The organism is Aquimarina mycalae, from assembly GCF_029906345.1.
In the GTDB taxonomy this organism is placed as follows: Bacteria; Bacteroidota; Bacteroidia; order Flavobacteriales; family Flavobacteriaceae; genus Aquimarina.
Window position 1 is genome coordinate 703,696 of sequence record NZ_JARYGY010000002.1, and the last position, 20,040, is coordinate 723,735.

At 33.9% G+C, this 20,040-nt stretch carries 7 protein-coding genes; all 7 read left to right on the forward strand.

All coding sequences use genetic code 11. The features are described from left to right. Positions 1-154: 154 nt before the first annotated feature. On the forward strand, positions 155-2,647 hold the full coding sequence (locus QBK95_RS07745) for a TonB-dependent receptor (RefSeq protein WP_280932263.1): 2,493 nt from the start codon (positions 155-157) through the stop codon (positions 2,645-2,647). Between the two features lie 23 nt (positions 2,648-2,670). Continuing rightward, on the forward strand, positions 2,671-8,964 hold the full coding sequence (locus tag QBK95_RS07750) for a fibronectin type III domain-containing protein (RefSeq protein ID WP_280932265.1): 6,294 nt from the start codon (positions 2,671-2,673) through the stop codon (positions 8,962-8,964). A 12-nt stretch (positions 8,965-8,976) separates the two neighbouring features. Next, positions 8,977-9,462 (forward strand): hypothetical protein, encoded by a 486-nt coding sequence (locus QBK95_RS07755; protein WP_280932267.1) that lies wholly within the window; start codon positions 8,977-8,979, stop codon positions 9,460-9,462. A 12-nt stretch (positions 9,463-9,474) separates the two neighbouring features. Further along, entirely contained in the window at positions 9,475-9,834 is a 360-nt protein-coding gene (locus QBK95_RS07760; protein ID WP_280932269.1) for a hypothetical protein, read from the forward strand. Between the two features lie 345 nt (positions 9,835-10,179). After that, a complete protein-coding gene (locus tag QBK95_RS07765) occupies positions 10,180-14,964 on the forward strand; it encodes a hypothetical protein (protein WP_280932271.1) in 4,785 nt (1,594 codons plus the stop codon). 88 nt (positions 14,965-15,052) lie between these two features. Then, positions 15,053-17,116, forward strand: a complete 2,064-nt coding sequence (locus QBK95_RS07770) for a fibronectin type III domain-containing protein (RefSeq protein ID WP_280932273.1) — start codon at positions 15,053-15,055, stop codon at positions 17,114-17,116. A gap of 4 nt (positions 17,117-17,120) precedes the next feature. After that, positions 17,121-20,040, forward strand: a 2,920-nt coding sequence (locus QBK95_RS07775; protein WP_280932275.1) for a SprB repeat-containing protein, incomplete at its 3' end; no start/stop codon positions are given.

Sequence of the window (20,040 nt, forward strand, 5' to 3'; positions counted from 1 at the left end):
TGATAGCGTTAATTAGAATGGTCAAAATAGGTAACATAAACATTTTAACAAGTATTCACCTACAAGCTATTGTTAACACGCTTATTATTAAGTTTTTCGACTTGTTTTTTGCGGAAATTATAGTATTTTTGCAAGCTAAAATTCAGCCCCTATATTGAAGAAAACATTACTCCTACTACTGCTTAACATTACTTTTGTAGCCTTCGGTCAAAATTTAGATCAAATAGGTAAAGCTCCTTTGGTTAAAATTAATGGAGGTGTTTCTGCCAATTCTGTGTATTATAATGGAACAGCAAACAGAGAACCTTTTACGTATTTCCTTAATGGTAATCTGAATTTTAATATTAGCGGGATCTATAATATTCCTTTATCATTTTCATACACCAATCAGGATTTTGCATATAGTACACCTTTTAAAATTAATCGGTTAAGTATCCATCCGTCCTACAAATGGGTTGCTACTCATATTGGAGATGTAGCCATGACTTTTTCTCCGTATACAGTTAGCGGTCATCAATTTACAGGTTTTGGTACTGATCTTACACCTAATGGACCTTTTAAAATCAGCGCATTATACGGTAGATTCCTAAAACCTACAGAATATAATGAGGAAGTTCCTGAAGCTATTCCTGCCTACAAAAGAATAGGGTATGGATTAAAAACATCCTATGATTTCAGCAGATTTTCTGTGGGATTAATATTTTTCAAAGCCAAAGACGAAGCATCTTCATTAGATATCCCTATTCCAGAAGATCTAAATATTGACCCCAAAGAAAATCTTGTAGTCAGCTTAGCATCTTCAATTGAAGTTACTAAAGGATTGAGTTTTAATGTAGAAGTTGCACAAAGCGCTGTTACAGAAAACCTGGAAGATCAGGAAACAGATTCTAATACCAATGTATTAGGGTTTTTGATTAACGAAAGAGCTTCAACAGAATATTATACCGCTTTTAATGCAGATGTGACCTATTCTTTTGGAAAAGGAAGTCTAGGTGTAGGATACGAAAGAATTGATCCTCAATACAGAACTTTTGGAGCCTATTTCTTTAATAATGATCTCGAGAATATCACGGTAAACGCTTCTCAGGAATTATTTAATAGTCGCGTATCCCTTGCCGTGAATGCAGGATTACAAAGAGATGATCTTAAGAATGAAAAAGAATCACAATCCAATAGAGTTGTTGCTGCCATCAATGCCAATATTAAAGTATCAGATCGATTTAATATTGCAGCATCCTATTCTAATTTTCAATCCTATACTAATATTAGAACAGCTTTTGATGTAATCAACGAAGTAGATCCGCTACAAAACTTAGATACCTTGGATTTTAAACAAGTATCGCAGAATGCTTCTCTTAATCTTGGGTATATATTATCTCAAAGCAAACAAAAACAACAAAACGTTGGACTTAATCTAACATATCAAACCACCAAAGACGAACAAGGAACTGCGGATGCCACTAATAATAAAACAGACTTTTATAATGCAGGAGCAAACTATTCTATTGCATATCCAGAACGTGCGTTGACCATTAGTGGTGCGGTGAATGCAGCATATAATGTCATCGAAGAGAATGATGCCTTAACCTATGGTCCAACCTTATCTGTAAATAAACAGTTCTTTGACAAAAAACTAAGAACTGGCCTTTCTGCTTCCTACAATGAAAGTCTAACCAATGGAGACTCTCAAGGAAATGTAATGAATTTTAGAGCAAATGCAAGTTATGTATATAAAGAAAAACATAACCTTAATCTCAATGCATTGACCTTATTTAGAAATACAGCAAACACTTCTAGCAACAACGATTTCACAGTTACTTTGGGATATAGTTATTCTTTTGATGTTAAAAAGATTGATGCCCGTTTTAAAAGGAGAAGTGCGGACGATGCTGTTGAAAAAGCACAACAAGAAACCTCAAAAGATACACTGCAAAAACTTGAAGAAAAGCTCGAAAAAGAAAAAATTGAGAAACAAAATTATTATAGATTCCGATATAGAGGCGAAATCTATGATAATAATTCTGCTCTGGTAGCAGACCAAATAGAAGCTACTGTTCGGAAAGAATACTATGACAAAGAAGATGCTTTCTCTAAAGATCAATTAAAAACATTATTTGCCAGTTTAAAAGAAAAGGCAAGAAATGATGATGATTTCAAAAACCTGGCAATTGACTTTTTGGACAGTGTCTATCTTAGAAAAGATTACATTCCTGTATATCAAAAACGATTACAACTTGTTTTGATTAGCTTACAAAAAGAGCTACGTAGTAAAGATCAACAAATGAAGGATGTGTATGCTAAAACTAAATTCGAATTAGAAAATCATCCATTGCATTTGCTTAGTGAATCCGAAAGAAATGCTACTACAGAAGAAGCGCAATTCGAATATATGAAGATGAGCACAAAATATAGAGTTGAAGGTGAACGATTTGAATCCTACCTCTTCTTACGAATAGAAATTGAAAAGCTATTGAATGGTAACACCATTGTCAAAAACAACAGTAACATCAAACAAATCAAAGAATTAACTCAGGAAGAAACATTCAGAATGCATTCTGAAAAGAAAGATTTAGAAAAAATTAATATATATTTAGAGGAACAAATTATCATCTATTTTGATAAACAATATCGAAGTTCGGATAACTAGTTGGTAATTCCCCAAAATTACATATGAAAAAACTACTACTTATACTCGTTGCATTAGTACAGGTATCATTTGTGTTCGCACAGAGTTTCCCTGTTCGTGTTACTCCACAAGCCATTCCACCTTATCCTACCAATTTATCAGGATATGCCAACTCGGGATTAATGAACAGCCCATTACGGGTGCAATTAGTACTAAGTGATGTGACCGCTTCGAGTAGAGAAGTACGATTAGCTGTTTCTATAGAAGGTAACGGATTAAATGCCACGAGTGCACCTGTAGTGATAGGAGCACCAACATTGATTTTGGATGGAGGAATTCCATTAAACTTAACTATTGCAGAATTAGCTCCTTATTTTGAACAACAAAATCTACAAGGCTTATCTTCTGTTCAATATAACAACCCGTTACCAGATGGGATGTATCGATTTTGTTTTGACGTTTTTGATGCTTTTAACGGAAATCGATTATCAGCAAACCGTTGTGCTACAGTATTTCTGATCAATAATGATCCTCCTTTCCTTAATAAGCCAGATAACGAATCTAAAATTTCTGAACAAAACCCTACCAATATCATTTTTCAATGGACACCAAGGCACATTAATGTTCCTAATGTATCCTACGAATTTAGCATTGTAGAGGTTTGGGATCCATATATAGATCCACAGGCGATATTTTTATCATCTCCTCCACTATATCAAGAAGTCACTACCAATACGAGTTTATTATACGGCCCTATTCAGCCTTTACTATTAGCAGGGAAACGTTACGCGTGGCGTGTACGCGCATTTGCAACTAATAATGGAGAAGAAGTTTCTGTATTTAATAACAACGGAAATAGTGAGGTTTTCTGGTTTGACTATCAAGGTAATTGTGAGTTACCAACAAATATTGAAGTACGAGATGTAAGCATGACCAATGCTACAATCAGTTGGGTAGGTCATCCAGAACATTTGGATTTTACAGTAGAATATCGCGAGGCAGGTAATGATCGATGGTACAAAAAAACTACGCCTCGTAATTATGTAACCATCGATGAGTTTAAGCCAGATACTATCTACGAGTATAGAATCGTAGGTAATTGTACAGAGAATAGTTTTGGGCAAACTCCGACAGACACTTTTAGAACCTTAAGTGAAGAGCTCGCAGAATACGCATCTTGTGGTATCGACCCAGATCCAGTAGATCTTTCTAATCAAGAGCTATTAACAGAATTACTAGTTAACGATGTATTTACTGCAGGTGATTTTCCTGTATATGTAAAAGACGTATCAGGATCAGGAAGTTTTACAGGAGAAGGATATATCAGTACACCTTGGTTAGCCACAGTTCGGATTCCTGTAAAGTTCGAAAATATCAAGATCAATACAGATATGAAACTCGTTGATGGTTTTGTAGTAACCACCTATGATCCTACTTGGGGAAGTATTATTGATGCTGATGAAATCATAGAAGAAATAGTTGGAGATGATGGAGATGTTGATGTAATCAATATTGACGTAGATATTGTAGATATTGAAATCAATGAAGAAGATGGGACCATTACTATTGTTACTTCAGATGGTCAAGAAATTACAAGACCTGGCGGAGAAGATGTTGTTTATGTAGATAATACAGGAGAAACCTGGTCTGTTAGTGAAGATGGAGATGTTACACAAGGAGAACAAGCAGAAGGAGGTCCCGTTAATAGTGGTAATACAAATGGTATTGGCAGTGGCGGAGTAAAAGAGATTACCTCTACAGATGTACGAATAGAATTTGCAAAAGGGTCTGGATATTATAATTTTGATCAAATTCCTCAAAACGCTGGTGGGACTATTGCGAACAAATATGATAAAGTTCCAATAGCTGGAGGAGGAGAATATAACGTTCCATATAAAGCTATTTCAAATCTAGAAGGTCACACTTCTGATATCCTTATCGCCAATGCTACATTTAATAATAGCGACTATACTAAGGATGATGTTATATTTAAAACTAAAGAAGGTATCAAAGTGCAAGCAAATTGGAATGGAGACATTGCTACACTTTCTATACGAAAAGCCTTTGATTTTGGAAAACAAGAGATTATCGCTACTATAAAACCTAAAGATTCTACAAAGAAATATTCGGTTGCAGGTTCCGCCAATCTATGGCATTTAGCATCTCAGGAAGTAACTGATGTAAGTGTAACTATTATCCCAGTAAACAATGTAAGCGTTTCTAATAGCATTGCCCAACAGATCAATGCTATTTACAACCCTGCAGGAGTAAACCTTGCTGTAACTGTCGGTGATCGTTTAAACATCGACCAAAGCGTTTGGGATCTCAATAACAATGGTCAACTAGACCTAGGTGATAGTAGTCTGTTAGCTCAGTATACAGAAGAAGAACGAGCTATCAATGCGTATTTTAAAACCCAAACTAATTATAATAACAAAACCTATTACATTTTTGTAACAGACCTGGCAACTACAGATTCAGGAACTGCTGGTTTTATGCCATTAAAAAGGCAATACGGTTTCATTTTTGACCAAAACAATGTAGCCAGAACTATTGCCCATGAATTAGGTCATGGAATTTTTGGATTGGAGCATCCATTTACGGAATACGACACCAATTCTGGAGCAACTGATCTCTTAATGGATTATGGTACAGGCACCGAATTCAATCATATGGATTGGGAAAAAATGCATGCACCAGGAATTCAATTGTATTGGTTCCAAGGCGATGAGGATGGGGAGCAAGCTACAGTCTCAAACATGGAAAACCTTGATAAATTCAAGAATGAGAACGGTTCTTTTACGTTCATTTCAATGTCGGGAAAACCAATATCTCTTCCAGGAAATACATCATCAGTAACTTTTAGTACTGGTGACGACCTTAATCTAGATAATTGTGAGGATGATTTTGTCATACAACCTTTTGGATCATTAAAAAGTTTCAAAATTGATAACGTCAATTACTCCTTTTGTGCTTCATGTAATAGTACAAATTTTGCGGGGTACTTCAAACAAGGTACAGGTTGTGCATCAGAAAGTAAGTATATAGATATTTATTCCAATGAGAAAAACAAGAACGCTATTGTAGGATTACCTTGTGTATCTGGAGATGCAGTAGTGTTTAAGGCCATGTTAATGGACAACTTCTTTGATCAGTTTGATTTTACTACTATTACATCTACATATAATGGAAGTGGAGATTTAAAAGCTTACGATTATATTATTAACGAATATGGTTTTGATACAATAAGTGATGACAACATTGTATATGTTCCCGCTGATTTCAATCCTCGTTTCGAAGCTGACGTTATTAATTTCTTAGCTTCAGAATTCTGTTTTTGTGATGAAAATGATTTTACATCAATAGCATACGGTTTTGTTTATGCAACACAATTACAAAAAAACAAGGATCTTTTATCCTGTTTCAATTCAGATGTTCCGTTGTTCTTTTATGATGAAAATGTCGATGCTGATAAGTTTCATTATGTAGTTGTTAATGATTGGCAAGAAAAAAATATAAATGGTTTTACTACCTTAAAAAATCACGTTGAAAAGTTTAAAAAATTATCCACTTCATTCTCTTCATCTGGAACACCATATGCAATGCACGATTTTCTTATGCAGTATGTTCCTGAACAAATATCTACATCCAATGCCAATTCTTATAACCTTCGTTTTGGAACAACATATTGGGAATCTGGAGTAGTACTTGATAAAATCAAAAATATTTCTGACTCTCAGTTATTAAGACAATACGATGATGTGTTTTGTTTATGGGAGAGTATTCCTTTTGATGATAGAATCAGTGCTCTTAATTATCTACCAAGTCAAAACCGTGGAAATGATAGAACGGAAGAAATTCTTCTTTACCTAATTATAAATGAAACTAATAAAGTTTCAATGATGAATAGTCTAAAAGATAAAGACTATACTTTATTTTGGAAAATTTGGGATGTTTTAGATTTTACTGAAAGAAGTGTTTTGATTAGTTATTTAAACGAAAATCTTATCAGCGAAACAACCAAAAACGCGGGAAAAATAGTTTATGATACTTTCATCCAGAATTGTGTAGAAGGTAATGTAACCGATAACACATTCGTGGACAATCCTTGTGATTTTAACAAATATAAGATTTTACCTGTATGGAGAGCTAATTCCTTAGGAGTTGTAAATTTCGCATTTGATATAAGTGACGGAGGTTTAACAGAAGAATTCGACTATTCTTTAGAAACTTCAAATAAAGATGGCAACGTAGATATTGTTGCTTCTACTAATTACATTGATTATTCAGAACTAGAAGATTATTGGGAGTATTTCACTAGGGATCTCTCAGGAGGAAATCTTTTTGATTCAACAATAGAACCTTTCTTACCAATTGTTTTGATTGTAAGAGAGGATATAAAATTAAATGGAAAAACAATCCTTGAAAAAGATCAAATCGCTAGTGTTCCAGCAATATTCCTACACTGGCTTGATTCCTCTATTGATTCAGAACAGAATCAAGTAATTATTAGAGTTGCTGCGGATGGATTAGTAGTTGCTAGTATTTTTGCAACTGGTGGTGCCACCACACCATTATTAGCATTAGACTTAGCTATTTTTGGTACAGACTTCGTATTCACAATTGTTAATGAAAGTTCTGATAGTATCGATCCAGAAGTAGCTGCTGCCTGGGATGCTATTTATAATTTATATAGTATTGCCAATATACCTAGAGCAGTTGCATCGACTAGTAATTTATTGGTAAATGGTAGTAGAAGATTTATAACCTTCGTTGAAAATAGTCAAACTGTAAACAAATTTTCAAAAGTCGTTATAAATTCACAGTATTTGGATGATTACATTATTCAGTTTAGGAAGTTGTCTGATGCCAAAAAAATAAAGGAGTTAGAGTTAATAGACAATTTAATTTTAGCAGTAAAAAATACTCCTCGATTTAATAGAACGGCATATGTTCCTCGTTCCTTATATAGAAACTTGGTTCACGCTAGATTAAAGATTTTTAATTCGCAGTTTACGACGACGGGCATAACGATGGGTGTTGAAGCATCTGTAAATGCATATTCTCCATATTTGAAAATTTTCAGAGGTGGTACTAGTTCTTCAATTGCTAATATTGTATATCCTACTGCTGGAGTCGCTAAACCAACTCTTGAATCGGTTCGATGGTTACCAGCTACTGTTGCTCTTGAAAACACAAAAACTGTTGGAACTATTAGTGATATTACATTCAATGACCTTAATGAGGTATCTAAAAATGGAGCTTTACAAATTGTTGAGGATCTAAAAAATAGAGGACAATTTTATTTGGCATTAGAAGAATCATTCATAACAGTTCTTAGACGAGATTACCCTAAAATATATAATAAAGTTAGTACTTTCTCAGAGCCTTTAAAAAGTACTTTTATAGATGATTTTAAAGATTTAGAACAAACAATTTTAACTAGGCTTAATAATCAAGAGGCAGAATTGGTTAATGTATGGGAAAAATTACACACACAAGGTTTTCCTAAAACGGTAAGAACTAAAATAATTGATCTTTTTGATAGTAACAACAATCCTCAAATCTTGCTTAAAGCAGGTAATCCAATAGAGGGAGAAATATCTATGACATTTAATTGGCAGGGAGAAGAAGTTACGGAGGCTCTTAAAATAATTAATGATTCAGAAGTTGGAAAACTTCGATTTAGATTCAAAAACTTTGTTGAAAAAGGGCATATTTACAAATTCCCTATTCGTCATGGATGTAGTAAAAATTTAATTCCTCAAACTCCATCACAATCATTTCCTACTTCCTTGAATCCAAAGGACATTAAATTAATGCAAGTCAGTATAAGAAATGATCACGATGGAGGACCATACTTTGTTCTCAAAAATGCATATCTTTTAAAAACTGGTCAGATGTCAGTAGATGATTTTTTCCCTATAGGATCTGATAATATAATTCAAGTATGGAAAAATTTAGATCCTGATGGATTTGGAATATGGAGTGTTGATCATAGAAGATTAGTTGCTTCAATATTAGGAGATGTTCAAACTATTCCTGTCAGGAAAGTGGAAAATGTAGAATCTATAACTTATACTGGCACATCTGCTAATTCTAGTTTTGGGTTTGGACATGGTTTTAAAATGAGTACAGTAAATGATGGAGTAAGTATTAATATACGAGTTCATATGAAAGATGGAAAGTTTGCGAACAAATCTACACCAGGAAAAGTTACAGAAGAGTGGAAAATGGAAAGACAATCGAGTGGTTCTTATAAAATACTCAGAAAAGAACATGGACAAAGTACTTTTAATGAAGTTCAATTTAACGACCTCCCTTCTTTTTGGGATTAAATTTATTTTGTAATGAATAAACTAAATATAAAATTGATTTTAGAAAGGCCAGAATTGAAAAAAAATATTTCCCATTCTTTTAGTATTATTGGGCCAGATTATGATGACTTTTCTACTGAACAAAAAGCATATATTAAAATAAGAAATGAAATATTATTTTTTGATAATTGTTTCGGTATACAACTAGGATCTTCACCTGATTTGTTGGATGAAAATAATCGCGTTATCCTATCTGTTCCTTTAAATTTTGAATCATGTAATTTATATGAATTAGAATCAGAAGTATGGAAAGGTTTAGTAAATGAGCATAGAAAAAAAACGCCCTATTTAATCCCTGAAGAGGTAATTCAAGAAAAATTGAAACATTATTTTCTTCAAATAAATAACAAAGAATACTGGCATATTCTAAGTAACCCGATTGAGGTTTTAACAAATAGAGAAGAAATTACTTTAAGAAGTGATTTTGAAGAAATTAGAAGAAACATTTTTAATATTTAAAATGCGAGAAACATGAACATTAAATTACTTATTGCAAAGGATGCAGATTTTAGATTGAACGGTGGTTATGAATGTGAGTGGGCATACTGTAACAAAAAGAAGCAGTTATTATTGGGAATACAAAAATATTCGTCCATTGAATATATCTATATCCTTTTCGATGAGGTTGCAGGTTACAAGTTTTCTAATTGGATGTTCGATGAATTTCGACAAGATTTTAATGAAGAAGAGGACGAGGGCTTGTTATATGAGATTATATCAAATAAGAAAAATGAAGACTACAAGCATTATTTAACATTAGAACCTTCACAGGGAAGTCTTCAGGTTTTTGCATCTTCATATAAAATATTATCTAGATCAATATCTCATTAATAAGTTAAAGATAAAGAGTTTGCATATTTTATTGAATAAAAAGTAATTATAGATTATAAACTGAAAAATGTTAAAAGAAAAAACCGCTTTTATGTAAATAATTAACATTTAGAAATAAAGATATTATACTCGATGGATCATTTTGATTAATCTTTTGCGCATGAGAGAGCTAAAACTCTTTAAAATTTAAAAAAAAAGAAATCAGCATAGAAATTAACACATATAAAGAATATAAATATCAATCGATTTGATCCAAAAAATAAATACTCTATGGGAGTATGATATAAAAAAGAACAAAATAAATGTCAGACTAAGTTTATCAAAGTCTCAAATAAAACTAAGTATATGAAAAAATACTACCTACTTATACTAACCTTACTCCTATCCTTCCACATCGAGGCAAGTACAGGAGATAAGGATACTAAGAAGCCTGTTTCTGAAGAAACAACAACTCCGGTGTTACCTCCAGTCATGATGAGTCGTTCATTTGCAGATCTAGATGTAAAGATTGAAAATGATTTAAAAACGATCATTAACACCTCAGAAGGACAAGATTTCTGGCAAAACGAATTATATGAGCGATTTGAAAGCGACACTACTGCCAACAATCTAAGAGGAAAAGCAGAAGAAGTAATCAATGAATTGATCGAAGGAGACAAATTCCTTGAAACCCTAACGCAATATATTACTGGCCAAACTCCAGTTACTTTACCCATCGGAATAAAAAAAGAGATAGGTAGCTCTGAATTTATTATGGGAGTAAGTCAGATCAAAATCGGTAAAGATTATTCTGAACTAGAAATATTTGTTCGATTAAAACTTCCACAGATTGACGAAACGGGAAAACAAAGAGAATTGTTCTTTGGTGCGAGTCGCGTAAAACTTTCTCATAAAGGAGGATTGTTTGGGGATGCAGATCTAGTTTTATTAGGAGATGTAGGGATTCCTTTTCAAGGAAAAGAGATCATGATGATCCTTAAAGGTGGGTTTGATCTAGAAACAGGAGATCTCAACAAAAAAACCTATGTAACCATCGATTGTGATGGATTTAAAGAATTAGGATTAGCCGTTGATGTAGAATTCTCAAGAAAGAAACTACTTCCTGTTAAAGCTGATAACACGGTAGATAACTCTAACATTCCAGGGACTAATATCAAGAAAAAAGTTACCACAAGTTTCGAAATGGTAGCTGGTGATTGGAACGATATTCTAATAGAGGTTAATCTGCCTCGGTTCCAAGTCCCTTCATTAAAGAACACCATTTTTGAACTGAATACTGCCGTTTTTGATTTTAGTGATGTTAGAAATTCTGCAAATATTCAGTGGCCCAAAGATTATCAACAAACCTATCTGATTACTGGCGAAGAAGATCTATGGCGTGGAGTATATGTAGAATCTGTAACAGTCGTTTTACCTAAACAATTCCAAAAAAGAGGAGATAACAATAGAATTACTTTTGGAGCAGAGAAAATGCTTATTGATAATAATGGTGTTTCTGGGACTTTTAAAGGAGAAAACATTTTACCTCTTAAAGAAGGTAATGCAGATGGTTGGCAATTTTCGGTGGATCGATTTCAGGTTACCTTTGTAGCAGGAAATCTCTCTGGAGCTGGTTTTGGTGGAGCAATAGTACTCCCTGTAACCACAGAAACAGTTTCAGGAACACATACAGAAAAGTATTTAGATGAAAATGGTAAGGAACAAAGTAGACTAGGTAGTATAGATTATACTTCTACAGGAACTACTGTACTGGTATATAATGCATTGATCGATCCTGTAAATGAAGAGTATGTATTGAATGCAAGTCCAGTGGACAATATTGCTTTCGATATTTTTAAGGCTAAAGCTACACTTACCAAAAACAGTTTCATTGAACTAAGACTAAGTCAAGGCAAATTTAAACCTAAGGCAGTCTTACATGGGAACATGGCTATTAAAGGATCTAATAGTGGATCTACTTCTGCTACCGCAACCGCAGATTTCGAAGGAATCACGTTTACGAATTTCCAGTTACAGACTGTAAGTCCGATCATACAAATTGGAGAAGCAGGATATACAGGAGAAGTTAAATTTGGAAACTTCCCCGTTACGATATCAAAAATAGGAATTCGTGCACAAGATGATATTGCTGCCTTAGACTTTACTATCAACATTAATCTTATGGATAGTGCTGGATTTAGTGGAGCATCGAGTTTATCTATAGAAGGGGATTTAAAACAAGGTGATGGGCTTGAAAAGTGGAAGTTTAAAAGGATTAAGCTTCGTCGTGTAGAGATTGCTGCGGATATTGGTTTCAAAATCGATGGATTTGTAGAATTCAGAGAAGATGATCCTGTATATGGAAATGGATTTGCTGGAAGAGTTAAAGCCGAATTTCAAGGAGGAATTGCAGTTACAATCAATGCTACTTTTGGGAAAACAGATTTTCGATATTGGTATGTAGACGGATTGGTAGAAGGGTTAAATATAGTAGTACCAACTGGATTAGCTATTACAGGTTTTGGAGGAGGAGCCTCTTATCGAATGCGTAAAGATGGATATAGTTCCAATGTAGGTATTGGTGAATCAGGAGTAAACTATGTCCCTGATAAAAATTCTGGACTAACCGTAAAAGCTATGATGCTATTTTCGATAGCTGGAGGAGACACTCTGGTGAATGGAGGTTTTGGATTTGAAATAGCATTTAATAGCAGTGGAGGAATTAATCGTATTAGTCTCTATGGAGAAGGACATATGTTGCAGGAACCAGAATGGAATAATGCGGGAGATGAAATAACAGAAAATTTAGGAGGAATTGTAGAAAACGAAGCTACGATGTCTGAAACCGTACAAGATCAACTAAAGGAAACAGACTTAATAGGAGCTTCTAAGGCAATTTATCCAGCCACAATGACTGGTCAAAAAGGATTAAATGCTTATGTAGCTATAGAATTCGATTTTGTTGCAGATACATTTCATGGAACTTTTGAGCTATATATAGACTTATTAGGAGGCCTTTTCCAAGGAGTAGGTAATGGTGGCCGTGCGGGTTGGGCCGTAGTCCATTTTGGTCCTGGAGAATGGTATGTTCATGTGGGAACTCCTACAGATCCGATAGGTCTTAAACTAGGAATCGGAAGCATTGCATTACGTTCTGAAAGTTATTTTATGATGGGTGATTATATGCCTGCCTCTCCTCCTCCTCCTCCAGAAGTAGCAGAAATTCTTGGGTTGGATTCTGATATCCTTGATTATATGAGAGATGAAAATGCTCTCAAAGGAGGTCGCGGATTAGCATTTGGATCTAAATTTAGTTTTGACACAGGAGATATGACTTTCCTTGCTTTTTATGCTAGATTCAGTGCTGGATTCGGTTTTGACATTATGGTCAAAGATTATGGAGATGTAGTTTGTAGAGGAAGCGGTCAATTGGGAGTCAATGGCTGGTATGCTAACGGTCAAATATATGCTTACCTGAAAGGGTCGATGGGAATAAGTTTTAAACTTTTTGGAAAACGAAGAAGAATCCCAATTATAGAAGCAGGCGCAGCGACTTTATTACAAGCTAAATTACCTAATCCTGTATGGATACGTGGGTATTTAGGAGGGTACTATAATCTTCTTGGAGGTTTAATCAAAGGAAGATTCAGATTTGAAATGCAATTCGGAAAAGAGTGTGATATTATAAGTGGAGGTTCTCCATTAGGTGATATCAAAATTATTGCAGATGTTACACCTAGAGATGATATCACAGGTGTTGACGTATTTGCAGTACCTCAGGTAGCATTTAATATGCAGATAGGTAGTGAAATTAGAATTGAAGATGACAATTATAAAACTCATTATTATCGATTTAAACTTGATGATTTTTGGATAAAAGATGATACAGGTCAAATTCTGAAAGGAGAAAAAGAATTGAATAACAGTAATGATCTACTAAGCTTTACTTCTGAAGAGATCTTACCTCCTGAAACCCTTATGAGTTTATATGTATCAGTAACGTTTGAGGAAAAAATAAATAATCAATGGATTCCTGTAACTGAAAACGGGGAAATTTTCAAGGAAGAAGAAAACATTACGTTTACAACAGGTACCGCACCAGATTATATTCCGAAAACTAATATTGCTTATTGTTATCCAGTAATTGGGCAAGAATACTTTTTCCCAAAGGAACATAATCAGTCATATATGAAGTTAAAAAGAGGGCAATCATATTTATTTAATTTAGAAGCTGGATGGTCTCAACGCTCATATTTTGTAGATGATTATGATGCAGCTGTAGAAAGTACAGTATCATATAATGCAGGTCAAAAGAAGGTTATGGTTCCTTTGCCTTTATTAGGTAATAGTAAGGAATATAATTTAAAAATATTAACATTGCCTCCAAGTGCAAGCACAAGTAGTACGTCAGAGAATTACACTGCAACAAATTTAGGAAACGAGAATACTGTAGAAACTAGAAGTATTAGTATAGAAGGTTTGACTACAAATCCTGAAACTATTGAAATGCTATCTTATGAGTTTAAAACAAGTGCACATAATACATTTAAGGAGAAAGTTGAAAACAAAGATTTAACATCTCCTCTTAGAGAAATCCTCTATGCAGATGTACACAAGTTAAAAGCAATAGTAACCGATGGAGAACCTTTCGATTTGACTGAATTATTAGGAAATCAATATTCAGAAGGAAAACCACTTATACAAGTAGAAGCTGTTTTAGATGATTCTTATTATAAAAACGAGATTTATCCATTAGTTTATAAAAATTATCCTTTGAAACCACAATTTACTGTAGATCGTGATATTTCAGAATTAGGATTACCTCCTAAGAAAGGGATGGATCAGTTGACATGGTATCATACATATTTGGAGAACAATTCTCAAAGCAGTTATTTAAGAGAAAGATTACCTCATTCCTATAATTTACCAATTTATTATAAGAATGATTTTATCGATATTCAATTTAAAATTGTAAACGCATATCTGAATAATCCTGGTGCATATCAAGGTCAAATTGCACAATACGATTATGTTATCAATGGAATATTTCCTTACATAAAATCTGGGAATTACAATAGTAAATATTCATATGTGTTGCCTGGAGGTACCAATGGAACATCAGCTAATTTTATGTATGTAAATCCAAATTAATTGAAAACAAATGTTAGACTGAATCTGTTGAAGTTTTAAAAAAAATAAAACATTTCAACAAATTTAGAATGACAATAGAAATATAAAAATGAATAAAAAATTAATCATAGTAATACTACTTCTATTGTTTGGGCAAAAGCTTTTTTTTGCTCAAACAGAGAATCAATCACCAGAAGTTAAGGTAATTGCAAGAGCTCAAGAAGATAGGATTTTGATACGTTGGGTATTAAACACTCCTGTTTCCTGGAGAAAAGGTAATCGTTATGGATATACATTAGAGAGATATACTATTTCTAGAAATAGAAAAACACTTCCTAGCCCTGAAAAATTAATTATTGGACAAGACTTTAAACCCTTGCCGATGATGGAATGGGAAAATATTGCAGAAACTAGTGATAACGGAGCTATTATGGCACAAGCTCTTTGGGGAGAAACATTTGTAGTTGAAGGAGGCAGTGGATTAGCGTCTATAATTAACCGTGCAGAAGAACAACAACAACGTTTTGCGTTTGGTTTATATGCTGCAGATCAGAATTTTGAAATTGCTCAAAAAGCTGGCTTAGGATATATAGATACATCCGTAAAACCTAATGAAAAATACTTATATAAAGTAATTTCTAATATTCCTGAATCCGAATTAAAAACCAAAGAAGGCGGAGTTTTCATAGGAATTATCGATTACGAACCACTTCCCGAACCTGTTGATTTTGTTGGAGTTTTTCAGGATGGTGCGACGTTATTAAGTTGGAATTCTAAGCTATTGAAAAACACCTATAACAGTTACATTGTAGAACGTTCAGAAGAAGGTGGTGTTTTTAAACAACTTGATGATATCCCATATGCTACTATCAATAAAGAAAAAAAGGAAAACATCCGTACTATTTACATTGATTCCATAACTAACAATCAAAGCTATATGTATCGAATCAAAGGAATTTCTTCTTTTGGAGAAGTAGGTCCGGTTTCCAATGTTGTGGTAGGAGAAGGGAAAAAAGTACTAAAGTACGTGCCACGTCTTAAAACCAAAAACATCAAATCCGATAGTGAAGTAGAACTCACTTGGGATTTCCCAGAAGAAGGAAATGATGATATCACTGGATTTACCTTAAAAAGATCAGAGACCGATCGAGGAGCATATAAACCTGTCGTATATAATATTCCCTCAACGGCTAGAAAAATATCATATGATAAACTAAGAACTACTAATTATTTTAAAATTACCGCTATCGGTAAAAATAATAATCAACGAGATTCATTCTCTATGCTTGTACAACCTATTGATTCTATTCCTCCAGAAAAACCTATTGGGTTAGAAGGTAAAGTTGACAGTACTGGTGTTGTAGAACTAAAATGGACATCTAATACTGAAGAAGATCTTATGGGATATCGAATTTATAGAGGGAACCTTAAGAATGAAGAATTTTCTCAATTAACTCAATCTCCTCATAAAAATTACACGTTTAGAGATACTGTGAAAGTTAAAAGTCTTAATAGTAAGGTATATTACAGAATAATAGCTGTAGATCAGAGATATAATATGTCTGAACCTTCTGAAATACTTGAGTTAATTAAACCTGATATAATCCCGCCTACATCTCCTGTATTTAAATCTTACGAAATCATTGACGGGATTGTACATTTGGAGTGGGCTAATAGTTCTAGTGAGGATGTAGAAGCACATTATATTTATCGAAAAGCAAAAGAGGACCCAAATTGGAATTTGGTATTCCAGAGTCCAAAATTCAAAAACGAAAATTATCAAGATAAAAATGTTGAAGAAGGTAAATACTATAGCTATACAATTTTAGCCAGAGATATTAATGGATTAGAATCAGCTCCTGCACCTCCAATATCATTAATAATTCCAAATACTACTTTAAAACCTAGTGTTAAAGGATTTTATGGTAGTGTTAATACCTATGACAAAACTATTCTTCTAAGTTGGAGATCTAAAAATGAAGATGTTTCCAGTTTTGAATTATTCAGAGCTGTAAATGATCAACCATCTTCTTTATACAAAGTACTACCAGCAGGAACTAAAAGATTTTCGGATGCTGGTCTAACAATAAATTCCACATACAAATACATTATACGAGCAGTGTTTTATGATGGTACCTATTCTAAGTATAGCACAATCGAAGTAAAATATTAAGTCTATGAAAAAGGTACTCTTTTTATTTTTATTTTTTGTCACTATTTCTGCAGTATCTCAAACATATACTATAGAGTTAACTTCAAGATATACAGGAAATTCAACTTGTGGATCGGGAGTTGATAGAGGATTCTTTTTTAGTTTTAGAGCTAATAACAATAATACTATTTTAGACACGTATGATTTAGACGATTTTTCATCTTCTCAGGTTAGATATGATAAGACATTATCCAATGTTCCTAGATATCCAAACTTTTCGATCAGACTGAATTCTTTTTGTATTAAGGAGTTTAATCAAAGTGGTGGATGTACTTATGTTGATACAACTTCGAAAACAGAGGTTGAATTGATTCTTGGACAATCTCTAAGTAATAATGGATGTCACGGATTTGTGATAATTTCATCATTTATTCCTAATATGAGAATACAACGGAACGCTGCTACAAATCCATCAGAAATTTGTTTGGGTGATCAATTGACATTATTTGGTCTTCCTCAAACGGGTAGCGGAGCTTTTCCAACAGAAGCCTACAATTGGCAATACTCTACAAATGGAACTACTTGGATTGACACAGGAGTTGTAAACCCTCAGTTCATTAAAACTATACAAGAAGTTCTAGGAAGTAACCATAGAGATTTTTTAAATCAAGATATTTATTTCCGATTAGGTAGGGCAAATAGAGCATTTTCTTCACCATATTCTGTAAGGTATTCTCCTTGTGGTCCTATTTTAGAAACAGTAGTTGAGAATGATACAAACTGTTCTAATAGTGATGATGGATGGTTTAGACTTCAATTTGATTCTCTTATTGATGCAGGTGACCGCATAGACATTCAACTCTTTCCTCTTCTAAGTAACGGGGAATTAGGACCACAATCACCAGCAAAATTTATTGAAAGAGATGATTTGGAAACCATAGGTACTAAACATTATTATAATTGGAGACCAAAGAATGATGGTTATAACGTCCCTGCTGGTAATTATATAATTAAATATCAATACAGAAAAAACGGGAATATTCCTTTAGGTTTCGAACAATATCCAACAACTCTAGTTATAAACTCTCCTGCTCAAGTAACTTTTAGTACTTCATCAAGTGATATTTCATGTGCATCTGGCCAAGGAACTGATAATGATGGAAGCATAACTATTAATGCTTCTGGAGGTAATGGATCTTATCAATATGAAATTAATGATAGTGGTACCTGGATTCAGTTTTCTGATAGTGTAGATATATCAAGAGGAGTTGGTACATACAGTATCAAAGTTAGGGATTTGTTAACAAATGTAGGATTAGCTACAGAACAAGGAGGATGTATCGGAACTCCTACCTCTCCCGAAATGGCATCTGTTGAAATAAAATCAGGTAGCGAGATAACAATTCCTACACCTACAATAATAAATGCATCTATTGGTGATGCCCCCAAAGATGATGGAAGTATCAATATCAATCCTTCAGGAGGAACTCCTCCTTACACATACCAATGGAGTAAAACCGAGGATAATTCTTTTAGTGAAACTACAGAAAATCTAAATAACCTGAGTCCTGGTACTTATCAAGTTATAATAACTGATAGTAAAATGTGCTCTTTTACATCTGATGACTTTACCGTTGGAGTATTCGACTTTGTATTGATAGACCCAAAACCTTTGACCTGCGGAAATAATGACTTAAGCGATGACGACGGAAGTATTGAAGCTAGAGTTACAGGAGGTATTACTGATTACGAATATGAATTATTCAAAAAGAATACCTCTGATGAATATATATCTCAAGGATTACCAGTAGATTTATCAACTGAAGTATTTTCTAGAACGGGATTATCTCCTGGAGATTATAGAATAGAAGCAAAAGACAATAATGGCGCAGGAAGAACTATTTTTGTAGAGAGAAAAATAACTGCTCCTGATATTTTTACAATTACTGCGACACCTACTCCTGTAAAATGTAATGGAGCTAGTACAGGTGGTATTGATTTATCTATTTCTGGAGGAACAGCTCCATATAGTATTTCTTGGGAAGGAAATGGTCAAACATATAGTACAGAGGATTTAAGTAATATATCAGCTGGTGTATATATTCTGACGATTACAGATGCTAATGGATGTCTACCTATCGAAGTTATTTCTGGCACTACTTATTCTGTTACCGTAGGAGAACCTGCTACCAGTGTAAGTATAAACCCTTTAAGTGTTGTCAGTCCTACTGCAGGAAACTCTGATGGTAGTATCTCTGTACAAGGACAAGGAGGAACACCTCCGTATACCTACTCCTGGAATACAGGTCAAACTCTGGCTGCTATTAGTAACCTCTCTGATGGTAGTTATACAGTTACAGTAACAGATGACAATGGATGTAATATAGATCAAACTTTTACACTCAACGAACTGGCAGTCACTATTTCGATCACTCCTGGTGAAGAAGTATTGTGTAGTAATGATACTGCTGGGTTCACTGCAAATCCAACGGGTGGTGATAATAACTATACCTATAACTGGTATAATCAAAATAATCTAACTGCTAGTATTGGTAGCAATCAAACCATAAATGGACTTACCGATGGGGATTACATTGTCGTTGTCACCGATGGAACAACAGCTTCAGTTACTTCTGCAGCAGTAAATGTTACTGCTCCAACTCCTGTTGTGATCAATACAGTTGCTTCTACTAATGTTAATTGTTTTGGTGGTAGTGATGGAACTATTACCATCAATGCTTCAGGTGGAACAGGAACATTACAATACTCTATCAACAATGGAGCTTCCTATCAAACTTCTAATACCTTCTCTGGACTAACAAATACAACCTATGATATCATTGTACGTGATGCCAATCTATGTCCGTCAGCAGCACAACAACAACCAATTACAGCACCCACTACACCTATTACTATTTCGGGTACTCAAACCAATGTGCTGATCT

What these genes read in the sequence shown, in the direction of transcription:
- QBK95_RS07750 (WP_280932265.1), top strand. Translation starts at nt 2,671, where the DNA reads ATGAAAAAACTACTACTTATACTCGTTGCATTAGTACAGGTATCATTT.
- QBK95_RS07755 (WP_280932267.1), top strand. Translation starts at nt 8,977, where the DNA reads ATGAATAAACTAAATATAAAATTGATTTTAGAAAGGCCAGAATTGAAA.
- QBK95_RS07770 (WP_280932273.1), top strand. Translation starts at nt 15,053, where the DNA reads ATGAATAAAAAATTAATCATAGTAATACTACTTCTATTGTTTGGGCAA.
- QBK95_RS07765 (WP_280932271.1), top strand. Translation starts at nt 10,180, where the DNA reads ATGAAAAAATACTACCTACTTATACTAACCTTACTCCTATCCTTCCAC.
- QBK95_RS07760 (WP_280932269.1), top strand. Translation starts at nt 9,475, where the DNA reads ATGAACATTAAATTACTTATTGCAAAGGATGCAGATTTTAGATTGAAC.